Origin of the sequence: Pseudomonas sp. LjRoot71 (genome assembly GCF_964253255.1) — a bacterium.
Classification (GTDB): Bacteria; Pseudomonadota; Gammaproteobacteria; order Pseudomonadales; family Pseudomonadaceae; genus Aquipseudomonas.
In genome coordinates this window covers 3749854-3775114 of the sequence record NZ_CAXURA020000001.1, presented here as the reverse complement: position 1 = coordinate 3775114, position 25261 = coordinate 3749854, and the positions used below count along the sequence as shown (strand labels likewise).

41 protein-coding genes and 1 pseudogene are annotated in these 25261 nt (G+C 60.0%); 12 read left to right on the top strand and 30 right to left on the bottom strand.

Going from position 1 to position 25261, the window contains the following annotated elements; translation table 11 throughout:
• Position 1: 1 nt before the first annotated feature.
• The 30 genes from ACSQ17_RS17800 to ACSQ17_RS17655 all read right to left on the bottom strand — a co-directional run bounded on the left by ACSQ17_RS17800 (position 2) and on the right by ACSQ17_RS17655 (position 18552).
• On the bottom strand, positions 2 to 508 hold the full coding sequence (locus ACSQ17_RS17800; RefSeq protein WP_436069919.1) for a hypothetical protein: 507 nt from the start codon (positions 506 to 508) through the stop codon (positions 2 to 4).
• Positions 505 to 984, bottom strand: a complete 480-nt coding sequence (locus tag ACSQ17_RS17795) for a lysis system i-spanin subunit Rz (RefSeq protein ID WP_436069918.1) — start codon at positions 982 to 984, stop codon at positions 505 to 507. The genes ACSQ17_RS17800 and ACSQ17_RS17795 overlap by 4 nt, the downstream gene beginning before the upstream one ends.
• Positions 981 to 1538 carry a glycoside hydrolase family protein gene (locus ACSQ17_RS17790; protein WP_436069917.1) on the bottom strand — a complete coding sequence of 186 codons (558 nt, stop codon included), beginning with the start codon at positions 1536 to 1538 and terminating at the stop codon, positions 981 to 983. The genes ACSQ17_RS17795 and ACSQ17_RS17790 overlap by 4 nt, the downstream gene beginning before the upstream one ends.
• Positions 1538 to 1828: an HP1 family phage holin gene (locus ACSQ17_RS17785; RefSeq protein ID WP_436069916.1), complete on the bottom strand. Its 291-nt coding sequence runs from the start codon at positions 1826 to 1828 to the stop codon at positions 1538 to 1540. Before ACSQ17_RS17785 ends, ACSQ17_RS17790 begins: the two co-directional genes overlap by 1 nt.
• Before the next feature lie 89 nt (positions 1829 to 1917).
• A complete protein-coding gene (locus tag ACSQ17_RS17780) occupies positions 1918 to 2586 on the bottom strand; it encodes a phage adaptor protein (RefSeq protein ID WP_436069915.1) in 669 nt (222 codons plus the stop codon).
• Positions 2587 to 2589: 3 nt separating this feature from the next.
• On the bottom strand, positions 2590 to 3471 hold the full coding sequence (locus ACSQ17_RS17775; protein ID WP_436069914.1) for a RyR domain-containing protein: 882 nt from the start codon (positions 3469 to 3471) through the stop codon (positions 2590 to 2592).
• 59 nt (positions 3472 to 3530) lie between these two features.
• Positions 3531 to 4013, bottom strand: a complete 483-nt coding sequence (locus ACSQ17_RS17770) for a hypothetical protein (RefSeq protein WP_436069913.1) — start codon at positions 4011 to 4013, stop codon at positions 3531 to 3533.
• Between the two features lie 58 nt (positions 4014 to 4071).
• On the bottom strand, positions 4072 to 5364 hold the full coding sequence (locus tag ACSQ17_RS17765; protein WP_436069912.1) for a phage capsid family protein: 1293 nt from the start codon (positions 5362 to 5364) through the stop codon (positions 4072 to 4074).
• A gap of 34 nt (positions 5365 to 5398) precedes the next feature.
• Positions 5399 to 6415 (bottom strand): hypothetical protein, encoded by a 1017-nt coding sequence (locus ACSQ17_RS17760; protein WP_436069911.1) that lies wholly within the window; start codon positions 6413 to 6415, stop codon positions 5399 to 5401.
• A gap of 176 nt (positions 6416 to 6591) precedes the next feature.
• Complete coding sequence (locus tag ACSQ17_RS17755; RefSeq protein WP_436069910.1) at positions 6592 to 8865, bottom strand: hypothetical protein; 2274 nt, start codon at positions 8863 to 8865, stop codon at positions 6592 to 6594.
• A 9-nt stretch (positions 8866 to 8874) separates the two neighbouring features.
• Complete coding sequence (locus ACSQ17_RS17750; protein WP_436069909.1) at positions 8875 to 10161, bottom strand: PBSX family phage terminase large subunit; 1287 nt, start codon at positions 10159 to 10161, stop codon at positions 8875 to 8877.
• Entirely contained in the window at positions 10158 to 10760 is a 603-nt protein-coding gene (locus ACSQ17_RS17745) for a hypothetical protein (RefSeq protein ID WP_436069908.1), read from the bottom strand. The genes ACSQ17_RS17750 and ACSQ17_RS17745 overlap by 4 nt, the downstream gene beginning before the upstream one ends.
• 213 nt (positions 10761 to 10973) lie before the next feature.
• Complete coding sequence (locus tag ACSQ17_RS17740; protein ID WP_339731422.1) at positions 10974 to 11264, bottom strand: hypothetical protein; 291 nt, start codon at positions 11262 to 11264, stop codon at positions 10974 to 10976.
• Positions 11265 to 11335: 71 nt separating this feature from the next.
• Positions 11336 to 11872: a hypothetical protein gene (locus tag ACSQ17_RS17735; RefSeq protein ID WP_436069907.1), complete on the bottom strand. Its 537-nt coding sequence runs from the start codon at positions 11870 to 11872 to the stop codon at positions 11336 to 11338.
• A gap of 9 nt (positions 11873 to 11881) precedes the next feature.
• Complete coding sequence (locus ACSQ17_RS17730; RefSeq protein ID WP_436069906.1) at positions 11882 to 12055, bottom strand: hypothetical protein; 174 nt, start codon at positions 12053 to 12055, stop codon at positions 11882 to 11884.
• Positions 12056 to 12250: 195 nt separating this feature from the next.
• Positions 12251 to 12868, bottom strand: coding sequence for a hypothetical protein (locus ACSQ17_RS17725; RefSeq protein WP_436069905.1), 618 nt, complete (start codon positions 12866 to 12868; stop codon positions 12251 to 12253).
• A gap of 224 nt (positions 12869 to 13092) precedes the next feature.
• Positions 13093 to 13395 carry a hypothetical protein gene (locus ACSQ17_RS17720; protein ID WP_436069904.1) on the bottom strand — a complete coding sequence of 101 codons (303 nt, stop codon included), beginning with the start codon at positions 13393 to 13395 and terminating at the stop codon, positions 13093 to 13095.
• Entirely contained in the window at positions 13392 to 13667 is a 276-nt protein-coding gene (locus ACSQ17_RS17715; RefSeq protein WP_436069903.1) for a hypothetical protein, read from the bottom strand. The genes ACSQ17_RS17720 and ACSQ17_RS17715 overlap by 4 nt, the downstream gene beginning before the upstream one ends.
• Positions 13664 to 13870: a hypothetical protein gene (locus ACSQ17_RS17710; protein WP_436069902.1), complete on the bottom strand. Its 207-nt coding sequence runs from the start codon at positions 13868 to 13870 to the stop codon at positions 13664 to 13666. The genes ACSQ17_RS17715 and ACSQ17_RS17710 overlap by 4 nt, the downstream gene beginning before the upstream one ends.
• On the bottom strand, positions 13867 to 14565 hold the full coding sequence (locus tag ACSQ17_RS17705; protein ID WP_436069901.1) for a recombination protein NinG: 699 nt from the start codon (positions 14563 to 14565) through the stop codon (positions 13867 to 13869). Before ACSQ17_RS17705 ends, ACSQ17_RS17710 begins: the two co-directional genes overlap by 4 nt.
• Complete coding sequence (locus ACSQ17_RS17700; RefSeq protein ID WP_436069900.1) at positions 14562 to 15122, bottom strand: hypothetical protein; 561 nt, start codon at positions 15120 to 15122, stop codon at positions 14562 to 14564. Before ACSQ17_RS17700 ends, ACSQ17_RS17705 begins: the two co-directional genes overlap by 4 nt.
• Positions 15115 to 15528, bottom strand: coding sequence for a hypothetical protein (locus tag ACSQ17_RS17695; protein WP_436069899.1), 414 nt, complete (start codon positions 15526 to 15528; stop codon positions 15115 to 15117). The genes ACSQ17_RS17700 and ACSQ17_RS17695 overlap by 8 nt, the downstream gene beginning before the upstream one ends.
• Entirely contained in the window at positions 15521 to 15895 is a 375-nt protein-coding gene (locus ACSQ17_RS17690; RefSeq protein WP_436069898.1) for a hypothetical protein, read from the bottom strand. Before ACSQ17_RS17690 ends, ACSQ17_RS17695 begins: the two co-directional genes overlap by 8 nt.
• Positions 15888 to 16241, bottom strand: a complete 354-nt coding sequence (locus ACSQ17_RS17685; protein WP_436069897.1) for a hypothetical protein — start codon at positions 16239 to 16241, stop codon at positions 15888 to 15890. Before ACSQ17_RS17685 ends, ACSQ17_RS17690 begins: the two co-directional genes overlap by 8 nt.
• A complete protein-coding gene (locus ACSQ17_RS17680) occupies positions 16238 to 16411 on the bottom strand; it encodes a hypothetical protein (RefSeq protein WP_436069896.1) in 174 nt (57 codons plus the stop codon). Before ACSQ17_RS17680 ends, ACSQ17_RS17685 begins: the two co-directional genes overlap by 4 nt.
• Positions 16401 to 17150 carry a replication protein P gene (locus ACSQ17_RS17675; protein WP_436069895.1) on the bottom strand — a complete coding sequence of 250 codons (750 nt, stop codon included), beginning with the start codon at positions 17148 to 17150 and terminating at the stop codon, positions 16401 to 16403. The genes ACSQ17_RS17680 and ACSQ17_RS17675 overlap by 11 nt, the downstream gene beginning before the upstream one ends.
• A complete protein-coding gene (locus ACSQ17_RS17670; RefSeq protein ID WP_436069894.1) occupies positions 17147 to 17965 on the bottom strand; it encodes a hypothetical protein in 819 nt (272 codons plus the stop codon). The genes ACSQ17_RS17675 and ACSQ17_RS17670 overlap by 4 nt, the downstream gene beginning before the upstream one ends.
• Positions 17965 to 18138, bottom strand: a complete 174-nt coding sequence (locus tag ACSQ17_RS17665; RefSeq protein ID WP_436069893.1) for a hypothetical protein — start codon at positions 18136 to 18138, stop codon at positions 17965 to 17967. The genes ACSQ17_RS17670 and ACSQ17_RS17665 overlap by 1 nt, the downstream gene beginning before the upstream one ends.
• A 19-nt stretch (positions 18139 to 18157) precedes the next feature.
• A complete protein-coding gene (locus ACSQ17_RS17660; RefSeq protein ID WP_436069892.1) occupies positions 18158 to 18334 on the bottom strand; it encodes a hypothetical protein in 177 nt (58 codons plus the stop codon).
• Positions 18335 to 18348: 14 nt separating this feature from the next.
• Positions 18349 to 18552, bottom strand: coding sequence for a transcriptional regulator (locus ACSQ17_RS17655; protein ID WP_436069891.1), 204 nt, complete (start codon positions 18550 to 18552; stop codon positions 18349 to 18351).
• Positions 18553 to 18641: 89 nt separating this feature from the next.
• Here ACSQ17_RS17655 and ACSQ17_RS17650 point away from each other — a divergent pair, with 89 nt between their 5' ends.
• The 12 genes and pseudogenes from ACSQ17_RS17650 to rdgC all read left to right on the top strand — a co-directional run.
• Positions 18642 to 19307 carry a helix-turn-helix domain-containing protein gene (locus ACSQ17_RS17650; RefSeq protein WP_436069890.1) on the top strand — a complete coding sequence of 222 codons (666 nt, stop codon included), beginning with the start codon at positions 18642 to 18644 and terminating at the stop codon, positions 19305 to 19307.
• Positions 19308 to 19383: 76 nt separating this feature from the next.
• Positions 19384 to 19518, top strand: coding sequence for a YHYH domain-containing protein (locus tag ACSQ17_RS17645; RefSeq protein ID WP_436069889.1), 135 nt, complete (start codon positions 19384 to 19386; stop codon positions 19516 to 19518).
• Positions 19519 to 19702: 184 nt separating this feature from the next.
• Positions 19703 to 20068, top strand: coding sequence for a hypothetical protein (locus ACSQ17_RS17640; RefSeq protein ID WP_436069888.1), 366 nt, complete (start codon positions 19703 to 19705; stop codon positions 20066 to 20068).
• Positions 20065 to 20283, top strand: a complete 219-nt coding sequence (locus ACSQ17_RS17635) for a hypothetical protein (protein WP_436069887.1) — start codon at positions 20065 to 20067, stop codon at positions 20281 to 20283. Before ACSQ17_RS17640 ends, ACSQ17_RS17635 begins: the two co-directional genes overlap by 4 nt.
• Positions 20276 to 20416 (top strand): hypothetical protein, encoded by a 141-nt coding sequence (locus ACSQ17_RS17630; protein WP_167141357.1) that lies wholly within the window; start codon positions 20276 to 20278, stop codon positions 20414 to 20416. Before ACSQ17_RS17635 ends, ACSQ17_RS17630 begins: the two co-directional genes overlap by 8 nt.
• 120 nt (positions 20417 to 20536) lie before the next feature.
• The gene (locus ACSQ17_RS17625; RefSeq protein WP_167141359.1) at positions 20537 to 20767 is read left to right on the top strand and encodes a helix-turn-helix transcriptional regulator; all 231 of its coding nucleotides are present in this window, start codon (positions 20537 to 20539) and stop codon (positions 20765 to 20767) included.
• A gap of 12 nt (positions 20768 to 20779) precedes the next feature.
• Positions 20780 to 21550, top strand: coding sequence for a hypothetical protein (locus ACSQ17_RS17620; RefSeq protein WP_436069886.1), 771 nt, complete (start codon positions 20780 to 20782; stop codon positions 21548 to 21550).
• Between the two features lie 4 nt (positions 21551 to 21554).
• Entirely contained in the window at positions 21555 to 22616 is a 1062-nt protein-coding gene (locus tag ACSQ17_RS17615; protein ID WP_436069885.1) for a hypothetical protein, read from the top strand.
• Between the two features lie 71 nt (positions 22617 to 22687).
• A complete protein-coding gene (locus tag ACSQ17_RS17610; protein ID WP_436069884.1) occupies positions 22688 to 23266 on the top strand; it encodes a 3'-5' exonuclease in 579 nt (192 codons plus the stop codon).
• Between the two features lie 18 nt (positions 23267 to 23284).
• Positions 23285 to 23779, top strand: a complete 495-nt coding sequence (locus ACSQ17_RS17605; protein WP_436069883.1) for a zinc-finger-containing protein — start codon at positions 23285 to 23287, stop codon at positions 23777 to 23779.
• A 16-nt stretch (positions 23780 to 23795) separates the two neighbouring features.
• Positions 23796 to 24185: a hypothetical protein gene (locus ACSQ17_RS17600; protein WP_436069882.1), complete on the top strand. Its 390-nt coding sequence runs from the start codon at positions 23796 to 23798 to the stop codon at positions 24183 to 24185.
• Between the two features lie 10 nt (positions 24186 to 24195).
• Positions 24196 to 25161 (top strand): annotated as a pseudogene (rdgC, locus tag ACSQ17_RS17595) (recombination-associated protein RdgC); the annotation flags it as partial.
• Positions 25162 to 25261: the final 100 nt, after the last annotated feature.

Genomic DNA, 25261 nt, shown 5'->3' with positions numbered 1-25261 from the left:
CTTACTCGCTGCGCTCAACAGGGCGAGCAGTGCGCGGCGGGAAGATCAGCGGGACATTGGCCGGATTGGTAACCACTACGGTGCTGTGATCCAACTCGACCGGAATACCCTCGACCTTTACGACAGCGCCCTTTTCAAGGAAAACGCGCACGCATTGATCCTTTCCGTTCGCCAGATCGACGCCTACATCAGGCTTGCCTGTAAGCTGGCTTTCCAAAGCCTCGGTTTTCGCAGCTTGGCCCTTTTGATAATCCATCCATGCCGCATAGAAGCTACCCAGCGGAACCGTATCGCCCTCTTGGACCAGCTGAACACTGCACACGTCGAACTGCAGGCCGTTCTGATCCCATACAGCGAGGTTCACCATCTTGTCGCTGTGGACATAGGCAATCACGGCCGCAAGCGGCTGCGATGGGTCACCGAACGCCAGCTTGCGGTCGACCATGTATTGCGTGGACGGGAAGAAATGCAGAACACGGCCAACGGTTGGTTTGATGAAGGCGGTCATTGTGGCGCTCCGACGATTTTGCACTTGCTGTGCAGGCTGGTTAGGGTCTTCTGCAGCCCCTTTATTTGGGCTCGCTGCTCTTTGAGCCCTTGCTGTAGGGCTGAATAATCCCATCCAGCAGCGGCTGTAAGTTCTGGGGTTCCTGCATCAGGCTCGCCGGCAACGGCGGTGGATCGGTCCACTCGCACGCAGGTGGCATTGACTCGCAGCCCGCAAGTGCCATCAGCAAGGCAGCGGCGCAGGCGGTCGCGCTCATCTTCAGCATCAGTCTTCTCCTTCTGGTATTCGGCCTCGGAAGCCTGGTAGTCGCTGACCAGTTCGCGGCTGATACGCAGCGTGACGCGCAGTGACGCAACCTTTGCGTCACTCACTGTCACAGCGTCACGCGCAGCGTCACGGTCTGCGGTGACGTTATCGATGCGCCACAACGCGAGGATCAGGGCCAGGCCCAGGCCGGCAATCAGATAGCGGGTCATGGCTGCACCGCCATGCACTGCTTGTAGCGCTGCAGCTGCCGCTCCCACACGCCCCAGCAGCGCCTGTTCGGCTTGCCGTTGATCGTGGTTGAGCAGTCATATCCAGCGGCGAATCGCCAGTTGAGCAGCGCCTTGCATGCGCCGATGTAGTCGCCCTTCAGCAACCAGGTGCGCGGTGACTTCGGCTTGCGCCAGTTGCCAATGCCGTACTGGCCGGTGAAGTCGACGTAGAGGTCGTATTCCTCTTGGAACAGCTCAACGCCAGGGATTGAGGCGCGGAAACGCTGCTCTTCCTCTTCGTGCAGCGCCCGAGCCAGCTGCTCGGCACGCTGCCGGGTGATCGGAGGATCTGCGAGCGTCACCCGAGTGCCATCTTCGTAGCGGGTGGAGCCGTGGCCAATGGTCGGCACATCGCCCTTGGTCGGGATGTGCGGCGCTAGCAACTCAACGCCACCCTGCTTGACCACGGGGCTATCGCCCTCGCTGGCAATCCAGCCTAAGAGCCCTGCAGCACTGAGCGTCAGCGCAGTTGCAAGCGTCCTGGCGCGACTCATCACTCACCTACCGCGTGCAGGTCGCAAGCATTAGAGCCCGGCAACTGACGACATAGGCGCTGCACCTCAAGATCATGGATGCGCTGTGCTCGAGCATCAGCAGCCTCCTGCATGCGCAGTTCCATCCGGTACTTGCGCGCCTGCCACCACTGATTGGCCAGGAAGGTAAGCAGCGCTGTCACGATGCCGACGATGATGCCCCACTCAGTCAGCGTCAGGCCGGCAGCCACGGAGAAGAACCCCCCGGCATAGCTGGCAGCATTCATCGCCTTATCTGCTGTATTACTCATGCCATGCTCCCGTGCTGGCTGATTCGCTTGGGTCGTATGCTATGGAGCAGGCGCGTTCGGCACGAACCCTACAGGGGGTCAGGCGTGGATCAGATCCATGCCTTGGTGTGGTGCTCAACGTCATGGCGGGTGATTCGGCGCAGGTCGCTGTCGGGACGCTCACCGAAATAGCTGGTGAACGCTTCAAGCGCAGCGCTGGCTCTGCCCAGGTCCAGCGTCTCGCTGTCTGGCACGCTGAAGGCGCGATGCAGCGCCCAATTCACCAGGTGGCGGTGATGGGCTGCATTGATTTCAGGCTTCGATTCTTTGGCACTGGTCAGTCCGCGCATAGGCAGGCGGTATCCTTCCAGCTTGAGGGTGGCGGTTGCGTTAGGGGTCGGCACCAGGCGAATACGGGTATCGGTTTGGATGGCAAGCCGCGGCACGCCTGAACGATCGCGCCAACCTGGCTGGTTTTCATCCAGCCATTCGCGCGACACCAGCTTCACCTCACGCTGCTCAGTGGTGCCAGCCTCAAGCAGGCCAAGGTGATCAATCTCGTATAGCGCAGGGTGCAGCGGATAAACCACCTCACCTACAGCCACATCAATCTCGCACACCGCCTCGTTATCAGCCTCATGTAGCAGGCGCCCGCGAATGCAGGCCTCCTGCTCTGCCTCGATCAGCCAGCGCGCCACATCAGCCTGCTCGAACAGATAAGGCGCTACCTTGTCCTGAGTGGTTGTTCTGAAGTCCGCTACCAGCTCGTCCAGGGTCATGGCTTACACCGCGCCGAACTGATCAATCATGCCGGTTACCTGCTGACGCAGATCGCCTACAGAAGCGCGGCTGTCCAGCTTCTGGCGGTAATTGGTCATGGCGTATTCGCACAGCGCGTTCTTGGTCATGTTCGACACATGCTGCTTCAGGTCAATCAGGGCATTTTCTTTGTCCTGATCTTCCTTCTGGCGCTTCGCAGCCTCGTCCAGGGTCTTGGTGGTGTCATCCTGCTCGGCCGACTTCACCAGCTCAGTGACGACAGCGCCCTCTCCGGCCTCTTTGAACATATCGGCATGGCGCAGAAACTTGCGTGCGACCTCGGTAGGCAGGCCGCGCACCTGGTCTTTCTCAAACGACAGGCCGGTACCGTAGAGGTGGTCGGTGTAGGCTTCCTTGCGGCCGATGTACTGGACGGGAATGTTGCCGCCAACAACCAAAACCGGAGCGCTGCTAGCTGCAGCAGCGGCCTTACCAGCCGGCTTCTTCGCCAGCGCCTCGGCTACGGCAGCAGCCACAGCCGCGTCTACATCATCAGCATCCGGCAGATCCTTCAGCGCATGCACCACACCGCGGAATAGGTAATCCTTGGCCTTCTGCTCGGCGGGAAGTTCGGCATATGGGCGGCAGCAGTGGTGAGTCTTTGCAGCCTCGTCCTTAACTTCGCCATAGACCCAGCCATCGGCGATCTTCTGCGCCAGCCAGCTTTCATGGGATTGCTCAGGGGTGGCGTCGGGATTGGCCAGGTGCATTTCCACACCTGCGACCAGGCTGCCCTGGTGCTGCTCACCAGCTTCATCCCAAGCCGGAATCGAGGCATCGCCCAGCGACAGGCAGTAGGCGGCGTTGATAGCGTGCGCAACCTGCGCAATGACGAGTACCTTCATGTTCGTATCCTGCGTAACGGGAAAGAAGAAAGGGCCCGAAGGCCCTTAAACGGTCAGGCTCAGCGGCTGCCTTGCAGCTCGCCGCTTACCAGCACCTCAATCTTGCTGACCTTGGCATTGGCCGCCACCGCAGTGGTCAGGATCAACCGAGCGGGCTTGGCCAGGACTTTCAGCGCCTTGGCAGCCGATGCACGCAGGCGCGCAGCAGTAGCCAGGTTCAGGCCGGTACCGAAGTACGCAGCATCCTGAGGAACGCCAGCGTCATCCACACCATCCTCGTAGACAAAGCCCAGCGAGCCGGTGATGGTGGCGGTCATGCCAGTGCTGATCAGGATCGATGCATCATCCAGACGCATGCCTTCCGGCAATGGACCGAGGTCGACCACATCACCGATGCCGATCGCCGCAGTAGAGTCGGCATTCAGCGCTGCACCGTTGGAGCCGGTTTCCAGCTTGAACGCCAGGGTGGTGGTGTTGCCGTATGCACCGGCCGCGCCGCCGAACTGGCGGTTGCCGAACTGTTTCAGGGTTACCTTAGCCATGATGGGCTCTCCTTCAATGGGGTTAGAAAGGCGGGCCGGCGTTACCCGGCCCTACCCATCACTTGCGCTCGCCGATGATCGGCACCGCGGTATCAATCGCGGTGGCGCCGTAGTCGGTGAACTCAGTACCGTTGCCGGTATTGACCGCAAAGCGGATCTTCGACACACCACGGATGCAGCCCAGCAGCAGCTCCACCTTGTCGCCGTGGTCGAGTTCCTTCTCGCTCCAGAACATCGGGATCTTCGACTTCTCGCTGGCAGCCATTGCCTCGGCCACAGCCTGGCCACCCAGCAGGATGGCGCGGTCGACGGCGTGAGTGGTGCCGAAACCGGCAGGCACAATGCAGGAGGTTTCAGTTTCACTGTCGCTGGCGGCGCAGTAGTTGATGGTGTCACCCGCATAGAAGCGGATGGGCTTCGGCATCTTCACGATCAGAATGCCGTTCCACAGCCCAACCTCACCCAGGAACAGCGGATGCCCCTTGGCTTGCTGAGCGCGAGCCATCGCACCAGCCTGCAGGGTGCGGAAGCTAGGATCAGCGGCGAACAGGTTGTACTGCGCCGAAGACACCAGCAGCACACGCAGCGGCGAGTCATTCGCAGCAGCGTCACCTTCGAAGATCACCGGAGGTGGTGGCAGCGCAATCTGGTCGATCCAGGTGCGGATACCGTCCACGGTGTCCATCTTCAGCAGGTCGGTGGTCGCCAGGTCGACTTCGCCACCAGCCACGGTGAACGGCTTGATGCCGTTACCGCCATCGGCGATGTAGTGACGGTTCTTGGTCGGCGCCTTAACGCGGTTGACCATGATGTCGGCGAACAGCGGGTTGGTGTTGACCGGGATCTTCCACTCGATGTTGTCGTGGAAGCCACGGGCGCCAGCCATGTGCACCAGCAGGCTCTGGTCGACATAGGCATCCATCTGCTGCTGAGCAACAGGGCGGCCCAGACGACGGAAGTCGGCCGGCGAACGGATGCTGGTCATGGTGTCGCCGAGGTCGATCGGGAAGCGCGCCTGGTTCACACGCAGCTTGTCCTCGGACAGCTTCATGCCAACGCCACGGCCTTCCGCATAGGCACTGCCCATGATCGGGTAGCCGCCAGTCGGGTTCAGCAGGTGAAAGGTCACCTCATCGCCACGGCCCTTACCCAGGTCCTGGCACTTCACGATGGGCATGTGCTGGGTGGTCTGCTTGCGCAGGGTCGCCTCGGCGCCAGCGGTGCCTTTCGGCATCTTGCCGGTCAGGCGGTTCAGGGTGGTGTTGCGTTGAGTGCTCTGAGCGAACAAACCAACGGCCTGCTCGACCATCGATTTCGGATCGCCGTAGCTCATATGCGTCTTGTCGGACATGGTGAAACTCCTTGTTCAGCGGGACTCCGGAGCGTCAGACGCTCCGGTTCAAAAATGCCTCGATCTGCTCCGGGGTCCTTTCCATCAGGGCCTCGGCCATTTCATTGGCGCCTAGGTTCGCCAGCGCTTCGTTGCCAGTTGCCGGCCCTGCCTTGCCGCCCGGAAAATCCGAGAGGCTTGCAGGCACAACCGGCTTGGCTTGTGCGATGGCTTGCTTGGCCGCTTCCTTAACGCTCTCCGCAGAGGGCGCCGGGGCGGATTGAGTTTTTCCAGTGGCCGCTTTGAACGTGTCGAAGAACTCTATGACTTCCGGTGCCGAGCCCGTTTTCATGGTGCTTTCAAAGCCAACACGAACGTAGCTAGGCTGGGTCGCTAACCAATCTCCCAACTCTTTGCTCTCCAGCATCGAGTCAATGTCAGGGTGCTTTTCATAGATCGAGTCAAAGTGCGAAGAACGCAGGTCGGATACCTGCTTCTGCTCATGCGGCTGCAATGCTTGCTTAACCTGAGCCTCAACCAGAGCCGGCAGGCTCTGTGCGATCAGGGTCTGCACTCCCTTTGCAATGGCCTCTTCGGAGAAATCACCGAAAATCTCAGGGTTGACGCCAGCATCGAGTGCGGCCTGAGCCGCTGCGACCTGGTTGTCGGTCTGAGTGGGGGCAATCCCTGCTTCCACCCGCTGTTGCGCCTGAGCTTTAAGTTCAGCCAGTTCCTGTTGTGCCGCTGTAGCCGTGTCGCGCCATGTCTTCTCAGCTTCGCGAGCCTCCACCAGCCTCTCGTAAGGGATGGTGTGCTTGTTGTCCTTAGCCAGAATCACCGCGTTATCGGCGTTGAGCTCTGCGTCGCTGGTTTTCGATACGTCTTCTGCTGCCTGCTCACCTTCTGGCTTGGCCTCAGTTGCAGCGGTAGCGTCGGGCTCGCCACCAATTTCCAGGGCAGCATCAGCTGCTCCGGTATCGCCCTCTTCGCTCAGCTCCAAAAGCTGGGCGGCCTGCTCTGCGGTCAAAACGCCGTCTGGTGCGTGCTGCTGTAAAAACTCTGCTTGGTTCATGCCTGTCCCGCCACATATCGCCGTGGCCGCATAGGGGCTCAGCAATGCAGGTCGTTGCCTTCCTGCGCGTCGCTGTGCGCTGTGCGCTCAACTTGCAGGGAAGTGTCAACGGGGGGCCTGAAAACAAAAAACCCTACAGGGGGTCAGCCCTGCAGGGTTCTGGTGGACCAGGACAATCAGCCCAGGTTGTCAGCCGGCGTTGCCGTCTCAATACCTTCCATGGGTGATGCACCATCCTGCGGTACCGGTGGGAATTCAGGGCTGGTGTTCTGCGGCACTTCCTCGGCGCCCTGGATGTACGGCGACTTGATGTTCATCGCCGCGGTTTGATTGGCTACCGGGAAGTTCGGATCATCGCCTTGCTGCTGCTGATGGCCGGCGCCCATCATGATCACGTCCGCCACCGGGGCAATCATCGGCATCTGCGCGACCTGGGCGGCTGCCTGCATAGCGCTGTACGCCGCCTGCACACCGATCTGAACAGCCTCGCGACGGATCTTCTCGATTTCAGCCTCGGTTTTGCCCTCTTTCATTGCCAGCTCACGCATCTTCAGCTCGGCTCCAGACTTCGCCAGGGCATCCTGCACCGCCTGCTGGATACGCTTCTCGATCGCCTCCGGGCTTTCCTGCTCGGCTGCAGCACGAATCGCCTCGACCACATCGCGCTTGAACGGCACATCCATGAGGCTGACCATGAACGGCAGCATGGCCGCCTGGTACTGCGGCGGCAGCGACTTGACCGCTTCCGACATAGCGTTGAGCTGCTGGCCACGGTAGCTGGCAGTGCTCGGCACATCCTCAAGCGATACCTTCAGCCGAGTGCGCTGCAGATCGTTCGACAGGTAGGTGTAGCCGGCCGGGTCTTGCTCAGGCTTGTTGATCACCACCGTGCGATCCTCGCGCACAGCATCACCTTCGATGATGATTTCCTGCTGCTTGCTGCCCATGTCTTCGATGATCATCGACATCAGCATCTCACCCACCATCGACCGGCCGGCGCGGAAGTTGTCCATCATCCTGGCCAAACCTTGGTTGCTCTGCTCGATCTGCATCTGCTCCTGCTTGCCGCTGGTGGCCGTGCCTTCCTTGCCCATAAAACCAGTGGTAACGGATGACACGCGCTGAATAGCTGCGCGATTGTCCTGCAGCATCTGGAACTGCTGGGCGTTCAGCTGGAAGTCACGATCAACTTCGAACCGGGCACCTGGTGTATTCATGTGTTGTGCATTCAGCACGATATCGGCATCCACGCGCGCAATTGTGTTGCGCAACTGCGCATCAGTCATATCGATCGCGCCCTTGGTGCGAGTCACACGCACCGACGAAAGGCCCCAGCGCAGCTTGCTGATACCGCTGTTGAGCGAGTCCTGCGAGTAGATCATGCCGCGCACGTAGCCATAGGGCACGTTGGTGCTGTCCTCACGGAAGCCCCAGAACGGCACATAGGGGAAGAATCGGTGGCTATACGGGGTTGGGCCGTCATACAAGCAGTGCGGGCCAAGCCAGTAACTGCGACGCACTCTGGCCACCACAGCACGGCTATAGGTCGACAGCTTGCTTGCCAGCGCCACCTGGTGCGCCAGGTTGTTCTCGTCGTACTCAACCACACGGCCATCGGGGGCGGTGATCACACCAACATCCACCCAGCGGCGGTACCATAGTTCAGCCAAACAGGTTTCTTTCGAGGTCGGGTTGTACCAGCGCTCTTCCTGCACCGTCCATGCACGGGCCTCTGCCCAGGCATTATGCAGCCCGGTCGACTCGCCGCCGTCATTACTGCCGATATGATCATCCATCCACCAGGTGGCGCCATTGCGCCCAATGGCCATGATCAGCTCTTTGTGGTCAGGGAACACCCGTGCGATGCGGTCAGGCCGCAACCAGCGCTGCCGGCGCAACCAACGCGCGTCGCTCAGGTCCTTCTCGCGCGCATTCATATCCCAGTGGATTTCGTTGCGATGCACAGCGCTGCAGCGATACGGGAACTTGAAGGGATCGCTTTCACGACTAACCTCGGCCCAGCCCACGCCGATGGCGATCTGCGGGCGAAACGCATCGCTGCACGCATCGTCAGCCCTGCTGTGACGCTCGGCCTGGTTTAGCTTGTAGCTCAGCGCATCCGCCACATCCTGACCACCCACATCACCATCAGGCGTCACGCGCCAATCGGTGCGGGTCGCAGACTCATAACCCTGGATCGACAGCAGCGCAGGTCCAACCAGATCCTCGACAGCAGGCGGAATACCCAGAGCACGCTGGCGGGCTAGCAGCTCACTGTCCAACTGGTTGCCGTCGGCGTAATCCATTTCCTTGTCGGCAGTGACGCGCCAGTTCGGCTGTTCCTCGATCTCGCGCATGATCTCGCTGTACTCATCCAGCGTCATCGCCAGATCGTCTACAGCCTCGCCTGCTGGCCCTTCTTCTTGATAATCGATCGCTGTGGCGTCCATGGTCTGTCCTCAGGTGCGCCAGTCTGGCGGCGGGGCTTCTTGGTAGTCGCGCGGCGCTTCGTTCACCATCAGGTCAATTGCCTGACCGACGTAACGGAACATGTCTGCGCCGTGGCTAAATTCGTCATGCAGCGGGCCCATGGGCTCACCAGTTTTGGCGTGGATGTCGCGCTTGTATCGCTTCAGGCACTCAAGCAAGCGCGTAGCCTTGGTCAAATCGAAGTAACAGCGCGGGAACAGCATGCGAACAGCCTTGATTCCTTCCTCAACGCTGGCCTGCGGTAGGCAGTTGGGGTACGGATTGCGCCCCATCGCGCGCAGATGCTCTTCGGTGCTTTTGCCTGTCAGGAAGTTTCTGGTGCGGCCGTCGTGTGGCAAAAAGTCAGTGCCCCAGCGGTATGGCAGCTTCTCCAACTTGGCGACGTACCAGTCCAGCGTGCGGTGGCTGTCCTCGATGTAGCCGATGATCCGCACATCCATTGGCCCTTTCTGCACCAGGCCGATCGTCATCGAATCGTTCCAACCCAAATCCCACACGGTGTGCACAGGCAGTGTCGGGTCATACGGCACAGGGCACACGCGGCCATCTTCATAGACCGCTTCAATTTCATGCTTATAGATCGCACCAGCAGCAACACGCCGGGCCTTGCCTTCCCAGATATGCTCGTAGTCCTCTTCGCTCATCGAGCGCTTGGCCTTCTTGCGCTCTTCATTGAGCACATCAGGGAACCAAGGGTTATCGCGCCAATTGATCTGGCAAACCCAGGTATCTGGGCTGGGCGTGGCGATGAAACGACTGTAGGTATCGTCAGTCTCCATATCCGGGTTGAGGGTCAGCCAAATCTCGCTGCCCTCTTTCCGGATAGTCGGGATCAACACATCCCAGCTCTTCTTGCTGACACCGTGGGCCTCTTCGACCCAGACGATATCGACGCCTTCAAACGACTTGATCGAGTCGACCGTATGCGCCTGCAGGCCAGAAAACAGGATCAACGTGCCGTTCTTGCCGCGAATCTCGGTGTCGAGCACGTCGTAGAACGCTGTCAGGCCCAGCTTGACGATGTAGTCCTTCAGCAGCCGGTGAACCGAGTCGCGCATCGACTTCTGGATTTCACGGGCGCACAGGATGCGCAACGGCGTGCGCGAGCCCATTTCCAGCAGCACCTGGGCCACACCATGCGACTTACCGCCACCGCGACCGCCGTGCATCACCTTGTAGCGGCACGGCTCATACAGCGGCGACAGCTTGAACGGCAGCGTCAGGTTGAGATTGATCGGCGCGACGAAGGCAGTCACTGATCGTCCTCCGCGCGTTCTGGCGGCCGAACGAAGGTGACAGTGCTATTCACCGCAATCGCACCACCATTCGCACCGGTCAGCTCGGTCTGCAGCTTGTCGCCGTATTTCTTGGGCGCCATCTTGCTGGCCAACCACTTGCGCGCATCAACACGCAGCCGGTTACGCGCTACCGCTGTCGAGTCGAACACAACCTCGGTGTGGCCTTCGCCGTCATCATCATTCGATCCATGCTTGTCGGCGCGGACCATGGTGCATTCTTCGTCGGCGATATCGAGGATCTGTTCGGCCAGCAAATCAGCCTGAGCCTCGCGCGCGCACGCGTACTGCATCCGAAAGGCCGCCATCGCATCATCGCCAAGCCAGCGCAGCACAGTGGTCATACTCGGCATACCTGGCTGTTTGCAGACATTGCGCAAGCTCATACCGTCAGCGATGTACGCACACAGCTTGGCCGCTACCAGGTCTGAGTAGGCTGTTGGCCTTCCTATTGGCTTTGCCTTACGCACACGCACAGTCGAGCCAGCGGCCTTCTTGGCTACTGGCTTCTTCTTCGCTTTCGGGGTGGCGGTCTTCTTACCCGCTTGCTCTGTCTTCATGCCGCGAGTGTTCACGGGAGGCAGAGCGGGTGTCGAACCCTACAGGGGGTGGCGTCTGGCTGGGTTGTGGACGGTGTAAACCCACTCAGGTTGCGGGTTTGGCGCTTGGTGGTGTAGCGCTGGCGTAACCAGGAGGGCAGCTTGTTGCGTATCCGTTACATCAGAGAGTAGAAAGCCCGCACATCGGCGGGCTTTCTTTCGTCGCAGGATCGCTCAGGAAGGGGCCGTACTCTCAGACGCAATCACGTCGACGGTACCGTTGAACACAAACCCTGCACTGGCTACACGCATATCACTGCGCAGCAACGGGCTTCGGTAGGCGTCCAGGCTGGGCAACTGCAGCAGTGGGCCGGCCACCTGGGCCGATACCGCAGCATCACAGTGCTGAGCCAACGCCTGGCACTGGTCATAACGATCCAGCGCTACAGCGATCGACTCAGGCGCCGCAAACGCACTACACGCAAACAGCAGGGATGCAGCAATGGAGAGAAAGTACTTCTTCATCGGGTATGCCTCATACAGGGTGAGTGATTGGCATACCAAGTGTTCGCGTGAGAGGTGGCGCGGCTCAAACCTTACAGGGGGTCAGGCTTTTGTGGCTGGAAGATCATGGCAACCCCAGCGTCAGTTATCACCTGCTTTGGGATTGTCATGCTGTGCAACTGCATAAGCTGCTTCGTGAGTTCATCCGATTTCTTCGCCAACACAATGACCATCTCCTCAAGGGCACTCTGGTAACTGTTGATTCGCCCCATGCGTAGCGCAGCCAGGCAAGCGTGGACGTGGGCATCATTACGCGCCAGGTCTTCGATCTGCTCTCGCTTACCGGCATCATCAGGCTCGCGGTAGCCGGCAATGAGCTCAGCCATCGGGTCAATTTCGCCGTAGACATACACCGCAGTATCTTTCCCCTGCGGCGACCTGACAGCACAGCGATCATAGATGGCAGAGGCAAACGCAACCGCAACCGCTTCCCGAGGCAAATTACGGTCAATATCAAGCGTACTTCTTATAGGAATTTTTACGGCTTCCACGCGCGGCTGCCCGACATAGACCTTGCGGCGCTCGCCGTCGCACGGCCCACCTATGAACAAAGCAATCTCTTGATCCATGGTCGTCTCCTACAGTTCAGGCGTAAAGGTTACATCGAATGCGCCAATGATAGCCGACACCGCGCCACCGAACTCCCGGTTGCCATAGTGCAGTTGCCGGCGCTCGGTACGGGCCTCGCTGCGATCATCACCAGGGAAGTGCTGCGCATTCATGTGCAGGTGGTTGCAGATGATCCCAGCCATCGCCCCAACGCGGCCGGATCAGAATCTGGCACAACGCAGCCAGTGCTCAAACTGCCACCGTCGATATCGACCGAGAACACAGCGATAGGATCTTCCTCGCCTTCGGCAGGCAGCAGGGCATAGTGGACGGTCATCGGGGTCATAAGTGGTTCCTCATAATTCATAATTTATAACGTCAACTCACTGCGCAACGCGTCACGCTGGCGTCACGCTATCCACCCGTGACGCGTCACGCGCCGTCACGGCGGCATTTAGTTTTTTCCGCTCCCGATAGGCTCTAGCACGGTCTGCCCCGGTTTTTTTCCCGCGCCCAGCACCGTCACGCGCCGTCACGCCGTCAGTCCGTGACGCGTCACGCGCCGTCACACCGCCTAACTCCAAATTCCGCGAAAATTCCCGCTCTATTTTGTTCAGCCGGCCACTCAGTTCACCAGCCTGCAAGCCTGCTTGACGCCCTACCTCAATCGCCGCTGTCTGCATTGCTACACCGGCCAAAAGCTGGGCCAGCATCCGATCTTCTTTCGGCGTGAGGGTCAGCACCTGGTCACCGATATCAATCTTCGACGTGCCGTCGGGCAGCAGCGTTTTGCTGATCACCCTGGCTGGCGGATGCGTTTCAGCCGGCACATAAACCCCGCGCTGCACACGGATCACCAAGCCATCGTCGATCAGCGCGCCAACACGGTCGTCAATCACGGATAGCTTGAGCCCTGTCAGGCCATGCAGCGTCTCTCGGGTAACGATCTGCTCCTGGTTGTGCAGGTCCTGCACAGCTTCCAGAATGATCTGCGTCGATGATCGTTTCGTTGTCATACCCTCTCCCCCGCTCAACGAATCAGCCCCTGCTCACGCAATATTCGATATTGCTCGGCCAGCCAGGCCTGGAACACTGGATCAGACACCCTGCACCTCCCGGCTCAAGGCCCTAATCACAAAGGCTGCAGCGGCGAAGATATCGGCACTGCCAGCCTTCCCCGTGATCATCGCCAGGGCCGCCAGCGATAGGCATACCCACATCCACAGTCGTGCTCTGCTGCTCATGGCGCACCCTTCCATTCCAGCGCCTGGGCACTCTCCAGCGCAGCCTGGACGCTGCAGGCTGCATCGTGCTGGTCGACCGACACACAACTGTCCTCGTCCTCTATCTCGTCGCGCATATAGCTGTCGCGGTAGACGCGAACGGTATCGCGGAGAGTGCGCAGGGCTTCGAGCTCGGCGTAGAGGCCGGCTGGAATGCGATTGGTTTTCCCCAGCGCCTCGACCTGCTGTAGCAGAGCGTCGTATTCGGCCTTTGAGTAAACGCGCGGGTTCGGCCCGTAACCCTCCATCCCCACGCTCATGGCCGGATCTCCAGCTTGCCGCGCAGCAACCACATAGCCAGGCGCTCGCGCAGGGTCATAAAGCGCGAATTGCCGCGCGCGTTAATGATCAGCATCCCGTCGCTCTTTCGATGCACACGAACAGCGTGCTTATCCAGATGCATGGCCGCCTCAATCAGCGTGTGCTTGGCATCGCCCTCATGCTTACCGGCGTTGTAGCTAAGGCAGCGCGCAACACCCTGGCACTGGCCGGCCAGCTTCGATTCGTACTGTTCTTTCACTTGCTCATTCATCGCCAATTCTCCACAGGGTCGCGCTCTGCGCTGTTTGCCCACTCACTGCCGAAAGTCAGCTCGTCATTGCAGGGCGGTTCGGTTTTGCTCTTGAAGCCGGCCAGCCAGTAGTAACCGCTGTGCTGGGTGGCGCCGCAGTGGTCGCACTGCTGCCATGCGCCGTGGCCTGGTGCGCTTTTGCGCTGGTAGCGGTGCGCTCTCACGACATGGCCTCCTGCTTTTTCAGCTCGCGCAGCTTCAGCCGGTACAAGGCCGTGATCTGCTGCAGTTCTTCTTTGGTGTAGTGCCTCGGCGTGTGGTCAGCTTCCAGCGCTTCAACAGCCTCCAGGCCAATGCGGGCGATCAGCCCTATGCGGAAGCTATTGGCCACCGATTCGCCTTTGCGTGCGTACTTGGCTGATCCGCCATTGCACCCTTTGCACTGCAGCCAGATGTTGTTTTCCACCAGACGCAGCTCAGGGCGCGCGCCCTTGCCTAGGTAATGGCCGGCATCCCATGCACCACCGGTTTTCCAACCCTGCTCGGCCTGCACCTGGGCCTGATCTTTGTTGCAGCTCATGCAGCCGCTGCCGATGAATAGCTCGAAGGTGCGCCGGTAGTCCCTTACAGACTTCTCTGCCGCTGACACGTAGTCGCCGTAGGTTCTCAGCTTTTCCTTGCGCACCTTAATTTCGCGGCGCTCGCGTTGCTCAATGGCCACGCGCGCCTTTTTCTGGTTGGCAGGCTGATCAGCAACCGCCAGGCCGCACTGCCAGCAGCAGACCTTTTGCCCCAGCTTGGGTGTGAATTTCACGTCACAGGCTGGGTTGTCGCACTTGCGCTGGCGGGGCTTGCGCTCAGTGATGCCGCTGGCCTTGGCCTTGAGCGGCGTCGATCGCTTCAGTTCAGTGCGTCTCACTGCGCACGCTCCCCTGGCATGAGGTCGGTCATTGCCTCGATCGCCTCTTCGGTAAGTGTCGGCCAGTACTTCTCGATCAGGTGCTGGCAGATGCCACGCCAGAACTCGCGAAAGCGTTCCTCTGGCATGTAGTCGAAGCTGATTGATTCAGGGATCAGGCGCATCACCCGGCCCAGGTCGGGAATGTCGAACGCCTCATAGGTGCAGCAAACGCCAGCATCAAGCTGCAGCTTCTTGATCGTGGTGTGAGCGTCCAGGCCCTGGAACTTGTCGATCTGCTCACTCACCAGGCGGCCGAGGGCGTGGACCAGCCTATGAAATTTGATATTTCTGGCTTTCTTGATTTCGCAGCGCACCACGTCGCCGACGCGGTACTCACGCTCACGGCACAGGAACTGGTCAATGCCGCTGTCTGCGCATAGGCCCATGCGCACTTCGCCTGTCTGCTCGTCAATCACCTTGCGCCAGACCATGTAAATCGGGCGGCCGGCGCGTTTTTTGGCCGCTGTCTTGGCCTTTTCTGTCTGAGGTTTCGTTGCTGTCGCTGTGTCAGCCATGGGCCACCTCCTGCAAACACTTCTGCAGGCGCTCCTGCTGGTCAGCGTTCAGCGGTTCCTGGTCCATCAGGTCAGCCAGCAGATCCTGGTGGATCATTACGAACCCTTGCGGGCATGCAAAAGCGTGTGGCATTCCTTCCCAGCTGTAGGCGCGGTTGAACACCAGTGGGTCCATTGGCAGGTACCGGGCACCAACTTCACTTTCCGGCTGGACCTCACCCCTGATGTCGTAGAAGGCATCGCCGATCTTGGTGATGACGTGATTGCTGTCGTACCAGGCTTCCGCCATGGGGAATGTCTGCTTGAGCAGCAGATAAACTCGAAAACAACCACCGTGCAGGCCCCAGCGCGCCATATCAGGGTGCACATCGCGCAGGGCAGCGAGGAAAGACAGGACTTCAAGCATCTGCCTTCTCCCCAATAGCAATGGCCTCATCAATGGAGCGATCTACATCCTCTTGACGAAAGCGAACACCGGTCATCCATATCGGAGTGCTCAGATAGAAACTGTGTAATGCCTCGCTCTTGTCTCGTAGCCACAAATACCGCTCGGCGTTCTTGCGCAGTGACTCGGCCTTACCTCTGAGCTGTATGTTTTCAGCAATGCTCAACTGGCAAGCGATATGGGCAATAGCAAGCTCAACAAGCTCAGCGCAGACTTCCCGGTACGACTCGATCAGTAACGCGACCTCGCTGCTGTGGTGCCGAAGCGAGTACTCATCGGCCTCATCCAGCGCCTGCAGTTGCTGCTCGGAGATTCGTTGATCAGCCACGGTCCACCTCCTGCAGCAAATCCTGCTCAAGCTCCAACATCGCGATAACGTCACCCACGCCCATGGCGAAGCTCTCCGGCTTGCTCTGCATGCACTGGCGCAGGCGATCGATGATTTGCACGGGACCACTCCTCAGGCTCAGCATCAGCGTGTTATCGCGGACGATGTCGAGCGCATGGCGCCGGCCTTCGAGGTAACCGAGCCGATCGAAGTGGCCGACGACTTCCACCGGCACCACCGCGGGCACAGGATCATTTGTTGCGGGAGGCAGCACAGCGGCAGCTGGTACCGGTGTCGCACCTTTAGCCATCGCCCTGGCCAGCGCTTGTTCAGCAATCGTGTTCACTGGGCACCTCCCCGGCCGATCACGGCCAAACGTCCGCCGCTCACCAGCACTCGGCGAGTGCCACGGCTTAGCAAAAGCAGATCACCCTCGCGGCACAGCACGTAGCCGCGACCTATCAGCCAGTCGATGTTGTTCCGCAGGGAGTCCTGCAGGCGGCGTTCAAGATTCATGGTGGGCACCTCGCTTCACGCGCATCTTGGTCAGCAGCTGCTGGCGGGCCTGCTCACCGGTTACAACGTCCAGGCCCTGGCGGCGCATCAATTCCTGCACCACACGCTCGCCACGGCGATCGGCCTGCTCTGGGGTCAATTCACGGCCTTCGCTCTGGTCTTCAATGCCCTGGCGGGGTTCTTCCAGTGGCAGCCCCATCGATAGCCGGCGTCGCAGCTGGTAGTACGCATGGCCGAAACGCTTGCGTAGGGTTTCTTCAGGAATGCTGCTGCATCGCAGGTTGAACCAACCCACCGAAGAGCCAGCCAGGCGCACAGCCTCATGGCTCCATGCGTAGTGACCGGGGTTAGCACATTTGCGCACCACCTCACGCCAGCCGGTTTCCTCGTCAGGCATGCCCAGATCCTCGGCAGTCGGCACACACAGCTTCACGAACTTGCCAACGCTCGGCGCAAAGTCGGTTTCGAGTGCGCGGCAGGCTTCGATGCCGTACCGCAGCTGGTCGATGGTGTTGATCCCCGAGCGCATGAACCCTTTCACCCAGGAACGCTTGGCGCGATTCTCTGCGGCATCGTTCGGCCAGGCCTGGCGCCACGCTGGGAAGATGCTCTTCAGCTCGTCAAACAGCTTGTTGACGATCTGGGCAGTCTCCGCAGTCGGCTTGCGCGCGCGAATGTCCTGCACCTGCTCAGCGGGCAGGTTGGGCAAAGTCTTCAGCACTTCGGTCGCGGGTTTCATACACCGTCGTCCTCGTTAATCCAGGTCGTATCGTTCGGGTTTTTCGCCACCGGCTTGGCCATGCCACGCCGCTCCAAGTCGTCCTGTGCACGTCGCATCCAGTTGCGCCAGGTGGCTGGCCAATCGGCCTTGGGCTCACCAGTGCCCTTGAAGTGATCGCTAAACCGCTCGGTTTCACGGTCAAGGTTTACGGCCGGCGCCTTTTCAGCGGCCCACGCCAGCATTTCGCTTGTCATCAGAAACGGCAGTTGCAGAGCGTGCTTAGCCTTTGCCCGTGTCGGTTTCGCAGTAGGCGCAGCAGGTTTCACCGGTTTCGTCGGCCTGGTCGGTTTCGCAGCAGGGGGGATAGAGGGGGTATTACTCTTATCTCCTCTACTCTCTTCTGGGGCGTCACCGTGCGTCACACCTGCGTCACCAGTCGTCACGCCTGCAGGCTGCTTTTTCCGCTCGCGATACTCTCTAGTCCGCGCCGCGCTTGAGTCTTCGCGTTTTGGCTGGCGTTCATCCCAGCGTGCAATCCGCTGATCCTCGATCAAGCCACGGTCCACCAACGCCGCAAAAATCTGCGCGGTTTTCCCATCGGCAAAGCCCAGCAGCACGTCGTGGTCGTCACAATCGAACCCAACCACATCACCGCGAGTCACTGGCCTGTCACCCTGCGTCACACCTGCGTCACCAGCCGTCACAGAACTGGCCCGCTCCAGCACACAAGCCCACACAGCAATCACCTCACCTACCGTCGCGCCGGCCATACGGGCCACACGCTGCAACTTCGGGTCGGTCACTGAGCCGTGCCACCAACGGAACCAATCCATCAGATCGCCCCGGCTTTAATGGCCCGCTCAACGATCTGCACCACGGCCGCTTCCGGTGTGATGCCCAGGCTGGCGGCGTACTGCTCCAGCCTGGCGCGCTCCGGTACCGACATTTCGCCCAGCGACTGCTGCACCAGCGTTTCGCCGTCTTCAGGTGTTCGTATCGTGTTCAACAGGGCCTCCCCAGGGCCTTCAGGCCACATTGCCAATTGCCTTACGCTCTTCTTCAGCCAGCCAGGCCTCGACGATCTGGCGAACCAACACGGCGCGGACGACCTTGCGCTTCCGGCACTGGGCCAGGATCAGCTGCAAGGTTTCATCGTCGAATCGCGCCTTGATTTCGTTTTCTTTTACGGCTGGGACAAACATGAAAATTCCTCAAATTACGCAGCCCCTTCCAGATCAGGGCACAGCTCTTCTGCCTTGAATTCGCCCTTCGTCACCCGCTCCGCGCGTATTGCTGTCACAGCACTCATTCCGTGCTTTCCAGACACCCAGCCGGATACCGTGCCCTGCTTAACGCCGAGCGCTTCTGCCGCTTTAACTTGGCTGCCGAAGCGGCTAACCAGCTTCTCGAAAATTGACATGCTCACTCCCTCCCATAGGGCTTCCTATAAATCTACATATAGGAACACCTGTTTGCAAGGGTATAGGAGCGCCGATATAGAATGAGCCGATGAAATATCAAGACAGAGTCAAGCTTGCTCGCCGCCACGCAAAGCTCACCCAGGGTGAGCTGGCCGACAGAGTGGGCATCAAACAAGCATCCATCTCCGACCTTGAGCGCGGTAAATCCGCCGCATCCACTCACAGCACCAAGATCGCCCACGCCTGCGGAGTCAGCCCTATATGGCTGTCGGAAGGCATTGGGGAAATGCTAAGTAACGGAGCAGGTGCACAATCCGGCTTGAACAACGTGGCAGAGACTCGCCAGCCATATCGGAAATCTCAGGAGTACCCATTGATCAGTTGGGTTGCGGCAGGAAGCTGGCAGGAGTCTTGTGACAACTTTTCCCCAGGCGATGCAGAGGATTGGCTGCTTTCAGACGTTATAGCCGGCCCCCATGGCTATTGGCTTGAGGTTAAAGGCCCATCAATGTTGCCGCTGTTCACCCAGGGCATGCGCATCCTGGTTAAGCCAGAGGGATTCGACCTGGTCAGCGGCAAGTTCTACATTGCCAAACTGCTAAGCACCGGGGAAACCACCTTCAAGCAGTACATCCGCGACGGCGGCATGGGCTTTTTGCAGCCACTGAACAACGCCTTCCCAGTACTGCAGATCACTGACAACGTGCAGATCATTGGCCAGGTGGTAGACGGAAAACTCCCGCCTATTTTCTGAGCAAACTTTGCTGTCGGGCGCGTATTGGTGCGGCGCTAACCCAGGATCAAGAAGCACCTCAACTAAGGGAATGATCATGAAGAAGCTCACTGCACTGCTATTCGCCACCCTGCTCGCCACCGGCTCAGCCGCGGTAGTTGCCCACAGTGGCGGCACCGATCAGTACGGCTGCCATATCGACCACAGCACTGGCGTGCGTCACTGCCACTAATTTAGCAATACCCTCAAAAGCCCGGCCCAGCGCCGGGCTTTTTCGTTCCCGCCTCCGGCAGCGGCACACCCCGATATTCACAGAACACAAAAAATATAGGAACCCCTATTGACTCAATAAACAGGCAAACCTATATTTGCCTCAACGCAAGCCGAAAGGCCATCACGCGAAGAGGTCCACCACCATGCAACACGCCATCAGCAACGCAGGCTCGAAAGAAGCCGGCCACTACCAGGCAGTCGCCCAGGACGAACGCCGCTCACGCTCGATGAGCGAAATGCGCAGCCTGGTGCTGACCGATATCGGTTACGCAGACCCGCAGACCTGCAGCGCCTTCGCTGACTTCTGCGCTGAGCGCCTGACCAGTGAACTAACCATGGCCCTGTGCCTGGCGAAGATTCACGGCGATACCGGCCTGCTCGACCAGGCGCTGACCGACCTTGAAGCCCACGTGAAAGGCTGCCGCAAAGCGTTCTGCGAGCAAGAAGTCGATCGCCGCATCGCAGCAGCCAAGGTCGCCGCAGAAGCACAGATGGAGCTCGCGCAATGAGCAACGTCAGCCGCCTGTTGATCAACCGCGCCATTGCTGACCTTGAGCGCACCACCTGCGGCAGCTCGGTTCGCCGCGCAGTGAATCACGCCTATGCCACCGGGATGATCGAAATGGCATACGCCGAATCACTGATCACCGACCGCGAGCATGACGATTTCCGCCGTCAGCTCGAACTCGCCAATCGTCCGACTCAGGAGGTGGCCTGTGCTTAAGCGGTTCACCGGCACTCGCATCAACGATGCACTGCGCAAAGCCATTGCAGCAGGCGTTACCGAGCCTCAGCAAATTCGCAGCACCTGCCGCCGTCACGGCTTCTGGGTACTGCTCTGCGAGGTGTCGGCATGACCCGCTACCAACGCGCAAGGCGCTACGTCTTCTGGCGCGGCCTGGTTATCGCTCTGGTGGTTTTCACCGGCTACATCTTCGCGCTCGGCCTGGCCGACCGCATTACCAACGGGTGAGCCCATGGACACAACAACACCCACAGACACGCTGATCCGCCTGCCAGAAGTAATGGCGCTGACCGGCCTGTCTCGCACCTCGATCTACCGCCGCGTGAAAGACAAGACCTTCCCGAAGTCTTGCCCGCTCAGCGAGTCGGAAGCGCGCAGCGCACCTATTGCCTGGTCCCTCGCCGAAGTGAAGGACTGGATTGAAGAACGTAAGAACGCCCGCACCGCTGAAAAAGTGGCGTAAAGGAGAGCAAACATGGCTCAGGAAAAACAAAACCCGAATATGGCGTTGTGGGATCAAGTCTGCACCACCGACATGGCCCACACCAAAACCCAGAATTTCGATGGCCGTGATGTCACCAGCATCAACGGCATGTACATCGTGAAGCGTGCGACCGAGGTATTCGGCCCCATCGGTAAGGGCTGGGGCTTTGAGATTCTGGCCGACCGTTTCGACCAGGGCGCTCCCCTGACTACTGGCAAAAGTGACAGCGTCACCGTAATTGGTCATGAGCAGATGCACACCATTCTTCTCAAGCTCTGGTACCTACGCGCCGGGAAGAAGAACTACATCACCCAGTTCGGCCATACCCCATATGTCTTCAAGACCAGTTGGGGCATCAAGACCGACTTCGACGCTCCGAAAAAGAGCCTCACCGACGCCATTAAAAAGTGCCTGTCTCTGGCTGGTTTCTCTGCCGACGTACACATGGGCATGTTCGAGGACCCGATCTACATCGAAGGTCTGGAACTGAAAAGACGCCTGGAAGAAGCCGGCGATGCCGATTCGGTGCTGGATGACGCAAAAACCGAATTTAAGGAATGGCTGTCCCGCCAGATCAGCGCCCTGCCGCGCTGCCCTAACGAGCGCGCCCTGCACCTCATGTACCAACAAATCGTGCAGCAGGCCCGAGCCAAAGCAGTTGTCGTGAAGTTCAACCCTGACGAAGTCGAAGCGCGCATTAAAACCTCATACGACGCACGCATGGCTGAACTGACCCCCGCCCCAGCAAATACCGAGGAATAGCACCATGACCATTGAAAAAGTTGACCTTGAGAACGGCACCGTAGAGGTCGCCGAATACACCCAAACCGACGCCGCCCTGGCCATGCTGCGCGATAAGTACGCAGTTCTGCCAGACGTAAACACCAGTGAAGGCTATGAGCTGGTCAAGGCTGGCATCAAAGAGCTGACCACCTTCCGCACCACCCTTGAAGCAGCCCGCAAACGTGTAAAAGACCCATACCTGCAGGCAGGCAAGATCATCGACGCTGAAGCCAAACGCATCACCAGCGAGTTGGAGAAGCTGGAAGAGCCGATGAAAGTCGCCAAAAAGGAAGTGGACGACCGTATCGAGCGCGAGCGCCAAGAGCGTATCGCTCGCCTGCAGGTGAAGGTCGACGCCATCAAGGCCATGCCTGGTCAGGTGCGCGGCAAGTCTTCTAAAGAAATTGCCGACATGCTCGACCGTGTTGGTGAAATCGACGCCATGCACGACTTCTACGACCTAACCAAAGAGGCCGTAGCAGCTCGCCAAACCGCTTTGGATGAGTTGGCGCAGATGCTCACCGACCGCCTCGCCCTCGAAGCAGCGGAGGCTGAGAACAAGCGCATCGAGGCACAGAATGCCGAGCTGCGCCGCGAGCAAGAAGCCCAGCAGCAGGAAATCCAACGTCAACAGGACGAATTGGCGCGCCAGCAGCAGGAAATCCAGCGCCAGCAGGAAGAAGTACGCCAGCAGCGCGAAGCCCTGGAGCGCGCCCAGGCCGCCCTCAATCAGCCAGCACCAGCAGCTGACCCAGTCGTCATTGACGAGCCAGCAGCACCTGTTGCGGTGGCTGCCCCTGTCGCAGCTGCGCCGGCCGAGCAGCCAGCAGTGCCCGCCAGCAAGGCGAAACCCGACAACCGCCAGTGGCGTGCAGTCGTCACCGACAAGAGCGCCCTGATCGCCGCCATCGCCGCCGGCTTCGGCACCGAGGATCTGCTGATCATCGACCAGGCCGCGCTGGACAGCCTAGCCAACGACAAGCGCCAGGCCCTGCAATTGGCCGGCGTAGTCGCTGAGCCGGTACCGGCCTCACAAGCAGCTTAACCAACCCTGAGTTACCCACCACGCCGGCCAATCGGCGTGGGTTGGGGCTCCTTTTGCCCAAGGAAACTGAAATGTCCGCACTGACCAACGTATTCGACACCGAGAGCACCGGCATTCCTGACTGGAAAAACCCCAGCGAAGCCGGCCACCAGCCGCACATCGTCGAGATTGCCAGCCTGCTGTGCGATGCAGAAGGCAACGTGATTGACCGCTACCAGGCGATCGTCCGCCCTAACGGCTGGGTAATCACCCCGGAAAATACCGCCATCCACGGCATCACCCACGAACAGGCCATGGACGAGGGTATTCCAGAGATTGAAGCCCTCGACGGCTTCCTGGCTCTGCATGCCCGTGCCGGCATCCGCGCCGCCCACAACGCCACTTTCGATGACCGGATCATCCGCATCGCCATGTCGCGCTATCACAGCAAAGAGCTGGCCGACAGCTTCAAGGAAACCACCGAGAAGTACTGCACCTGCTACAGCTCGCGCGTTCCAGTTTGCCTGGGCAAGTTGCCAACCCTGGCTGAAGCCTACAAGCACTTCACCGGTGAAGACCTGGTGGAAGCGCACCGCGCCATGCCCGACGCCCAGGCCTGCGCCCGCATCTACTTCGCCCTGCATGGCGTGACCATGCCGGTCGCAGCCTGATCACCGGGAGCTGCTGCCATGATCGATCCACGCGCCAACAGCCCTGCACCAATTGTCGCGCCGGCCCCACTGCCAGTGGTCAGCCGCCGCGCGCTTCGCCGGGTGAAAGACGCCCTCCCGATCCCGACCACCTGCAACTGCTGCAGCGGTACCCGCGTGCACCTGGTTGAGAACTCGGAAATCTACGGCGGCCGCTCCTTTGGTGATTGGCCCTACGCCTATCTCTGCCGCGACTGCTTTGCCTCTGTAGGCCTGCATCCGGGTACCGACCTGCCACTCGGCACGCTGGCAACCAAGCCCATGCGCAATGCCAGAAATAGCAGCAAGGCCGTATTCGAACGGATCTGGCGAGAAGGCCACATGACCCGCAGCGGCGCCTATGCCTGGCTCACCCGCCAGCTCGGCATCCAGGCCAGCGAATGCCACTTCGGCCTCTTCGATATCGAACGCTGTGCCCAAGCACAAACCATCTGCAAGCACTTCATGACCACTGCCGGCCGCCGCCAGGCCTGATCAAAGGAGAACCGCCATGCACCACGAAACAACACTCAACCTGCCGACCCTGTCATCCAAGGATGCCGACCGCCGCTGGCTCGCCGCCATGCTGGCAGAAGCCGGGGCCGTGCAGGTTATCGAGTCACCCATCGAACCGCGTCCGCTGGCCAACGGCCAGTGGACTGCGGGCGACATGACCGTCATCACCCAGGCCCGCCGCGAAGAGCAATCGCAAAAGCAGGCCCGTCGCTCTGGCCGCCCACACGGCACCACCGCCGACGACACCGCGCTGGTAGAGCGCGCCCGCGCCATGGCTGACCTCGGCCTCTCGCGTTACGCCGCTTCACGCCAACTGAAAATCGGCTGCGATCGCCTCGACCGCATGAGCCGCGCCCACAACATCACCTTCAAGAAAGCCGAATAGGAGCATCGCCATGTGGTTCCGTAGCCTACTGATCTATCGCCTTACCCAATCTGTGCCGGCGTTCCTCGACCGCATCAACCTCAACAAATTTGACGACTCGGTAAAACCAATCGAGTTCGTGCTGGACGATTCTCTGGCCACCAAGCCAGCCCGCGCCTGCGGCAATCAGGAAATATCCACCTACGGTTTTATCCCGCCACTGGCCAAAGGTGAAGACGCCCCACTGGTGCACTGCAGCAGCGGGTACCTGCTGATCGCCGCCCGCAAGGAAGAGCGCATTCTGCCTGGCAGCGTTGTACGCGATGCCCTGAAAGAGAAGGTCGACGCGATCGAGGCCGAGCAGCTGCGCAAGGTCTACAAAAAGGAGCGCGACCAACTCAAGGACGATCTGATTCAAGAGCTGCTGCCACGCGCCTTCAGCCGCAAGCGTGTCACCTACGCCGCCATCATGCCCAGCGAAGGCCTGATCCTTATCGACACCACCAGCGCCAAACAGGCCGAGGATCTGCTGTCCACCCTGCGCGAATGCCTGGGCAGCCTGCCGGTGCGCCCGGCCACCGTGAAAATCGCACCGACCGCCACCTTCACCGATTGGCTCAAGCAACAACAGGCTGCACCAGACTTCCACGTCCTCGACCAGGCCCTGCTGCGTGACGCCCACGACGACGGCGGCAGCATCACCGCCAAGCACCAGGATCTGACTGGCGACGAAATCCAGGTGCACCTCAGTGCCGGCAAGCAGGTCACCAAACTGGCCGTTGGCTGGCAGGACAAGCTCAGCTTCGTCATCGATGACGGCCTGGCCGTTTCCGGCCTTCGCTTCAACGACCTCCTGCAAACCCAAGCAACCCAGGACGGCGGCGATGACGACCTTTCCCAGCAAGACGCCAGCTTCGTTCTGATGATGCTCACCTTCACCGATTTTCTGCCGGCGCTGCTCGAAGCGCTGGGCGGCGAAGACTTTCCGCAAGGGCTGGGCGAGCACACAACAACAGAGGATGGCGGAATCAATGTAACCAAGTTGCTTGGCGTTGGTGACGGCATCACCGCCACTCTGCACTTTCCCGGTGTTCAGC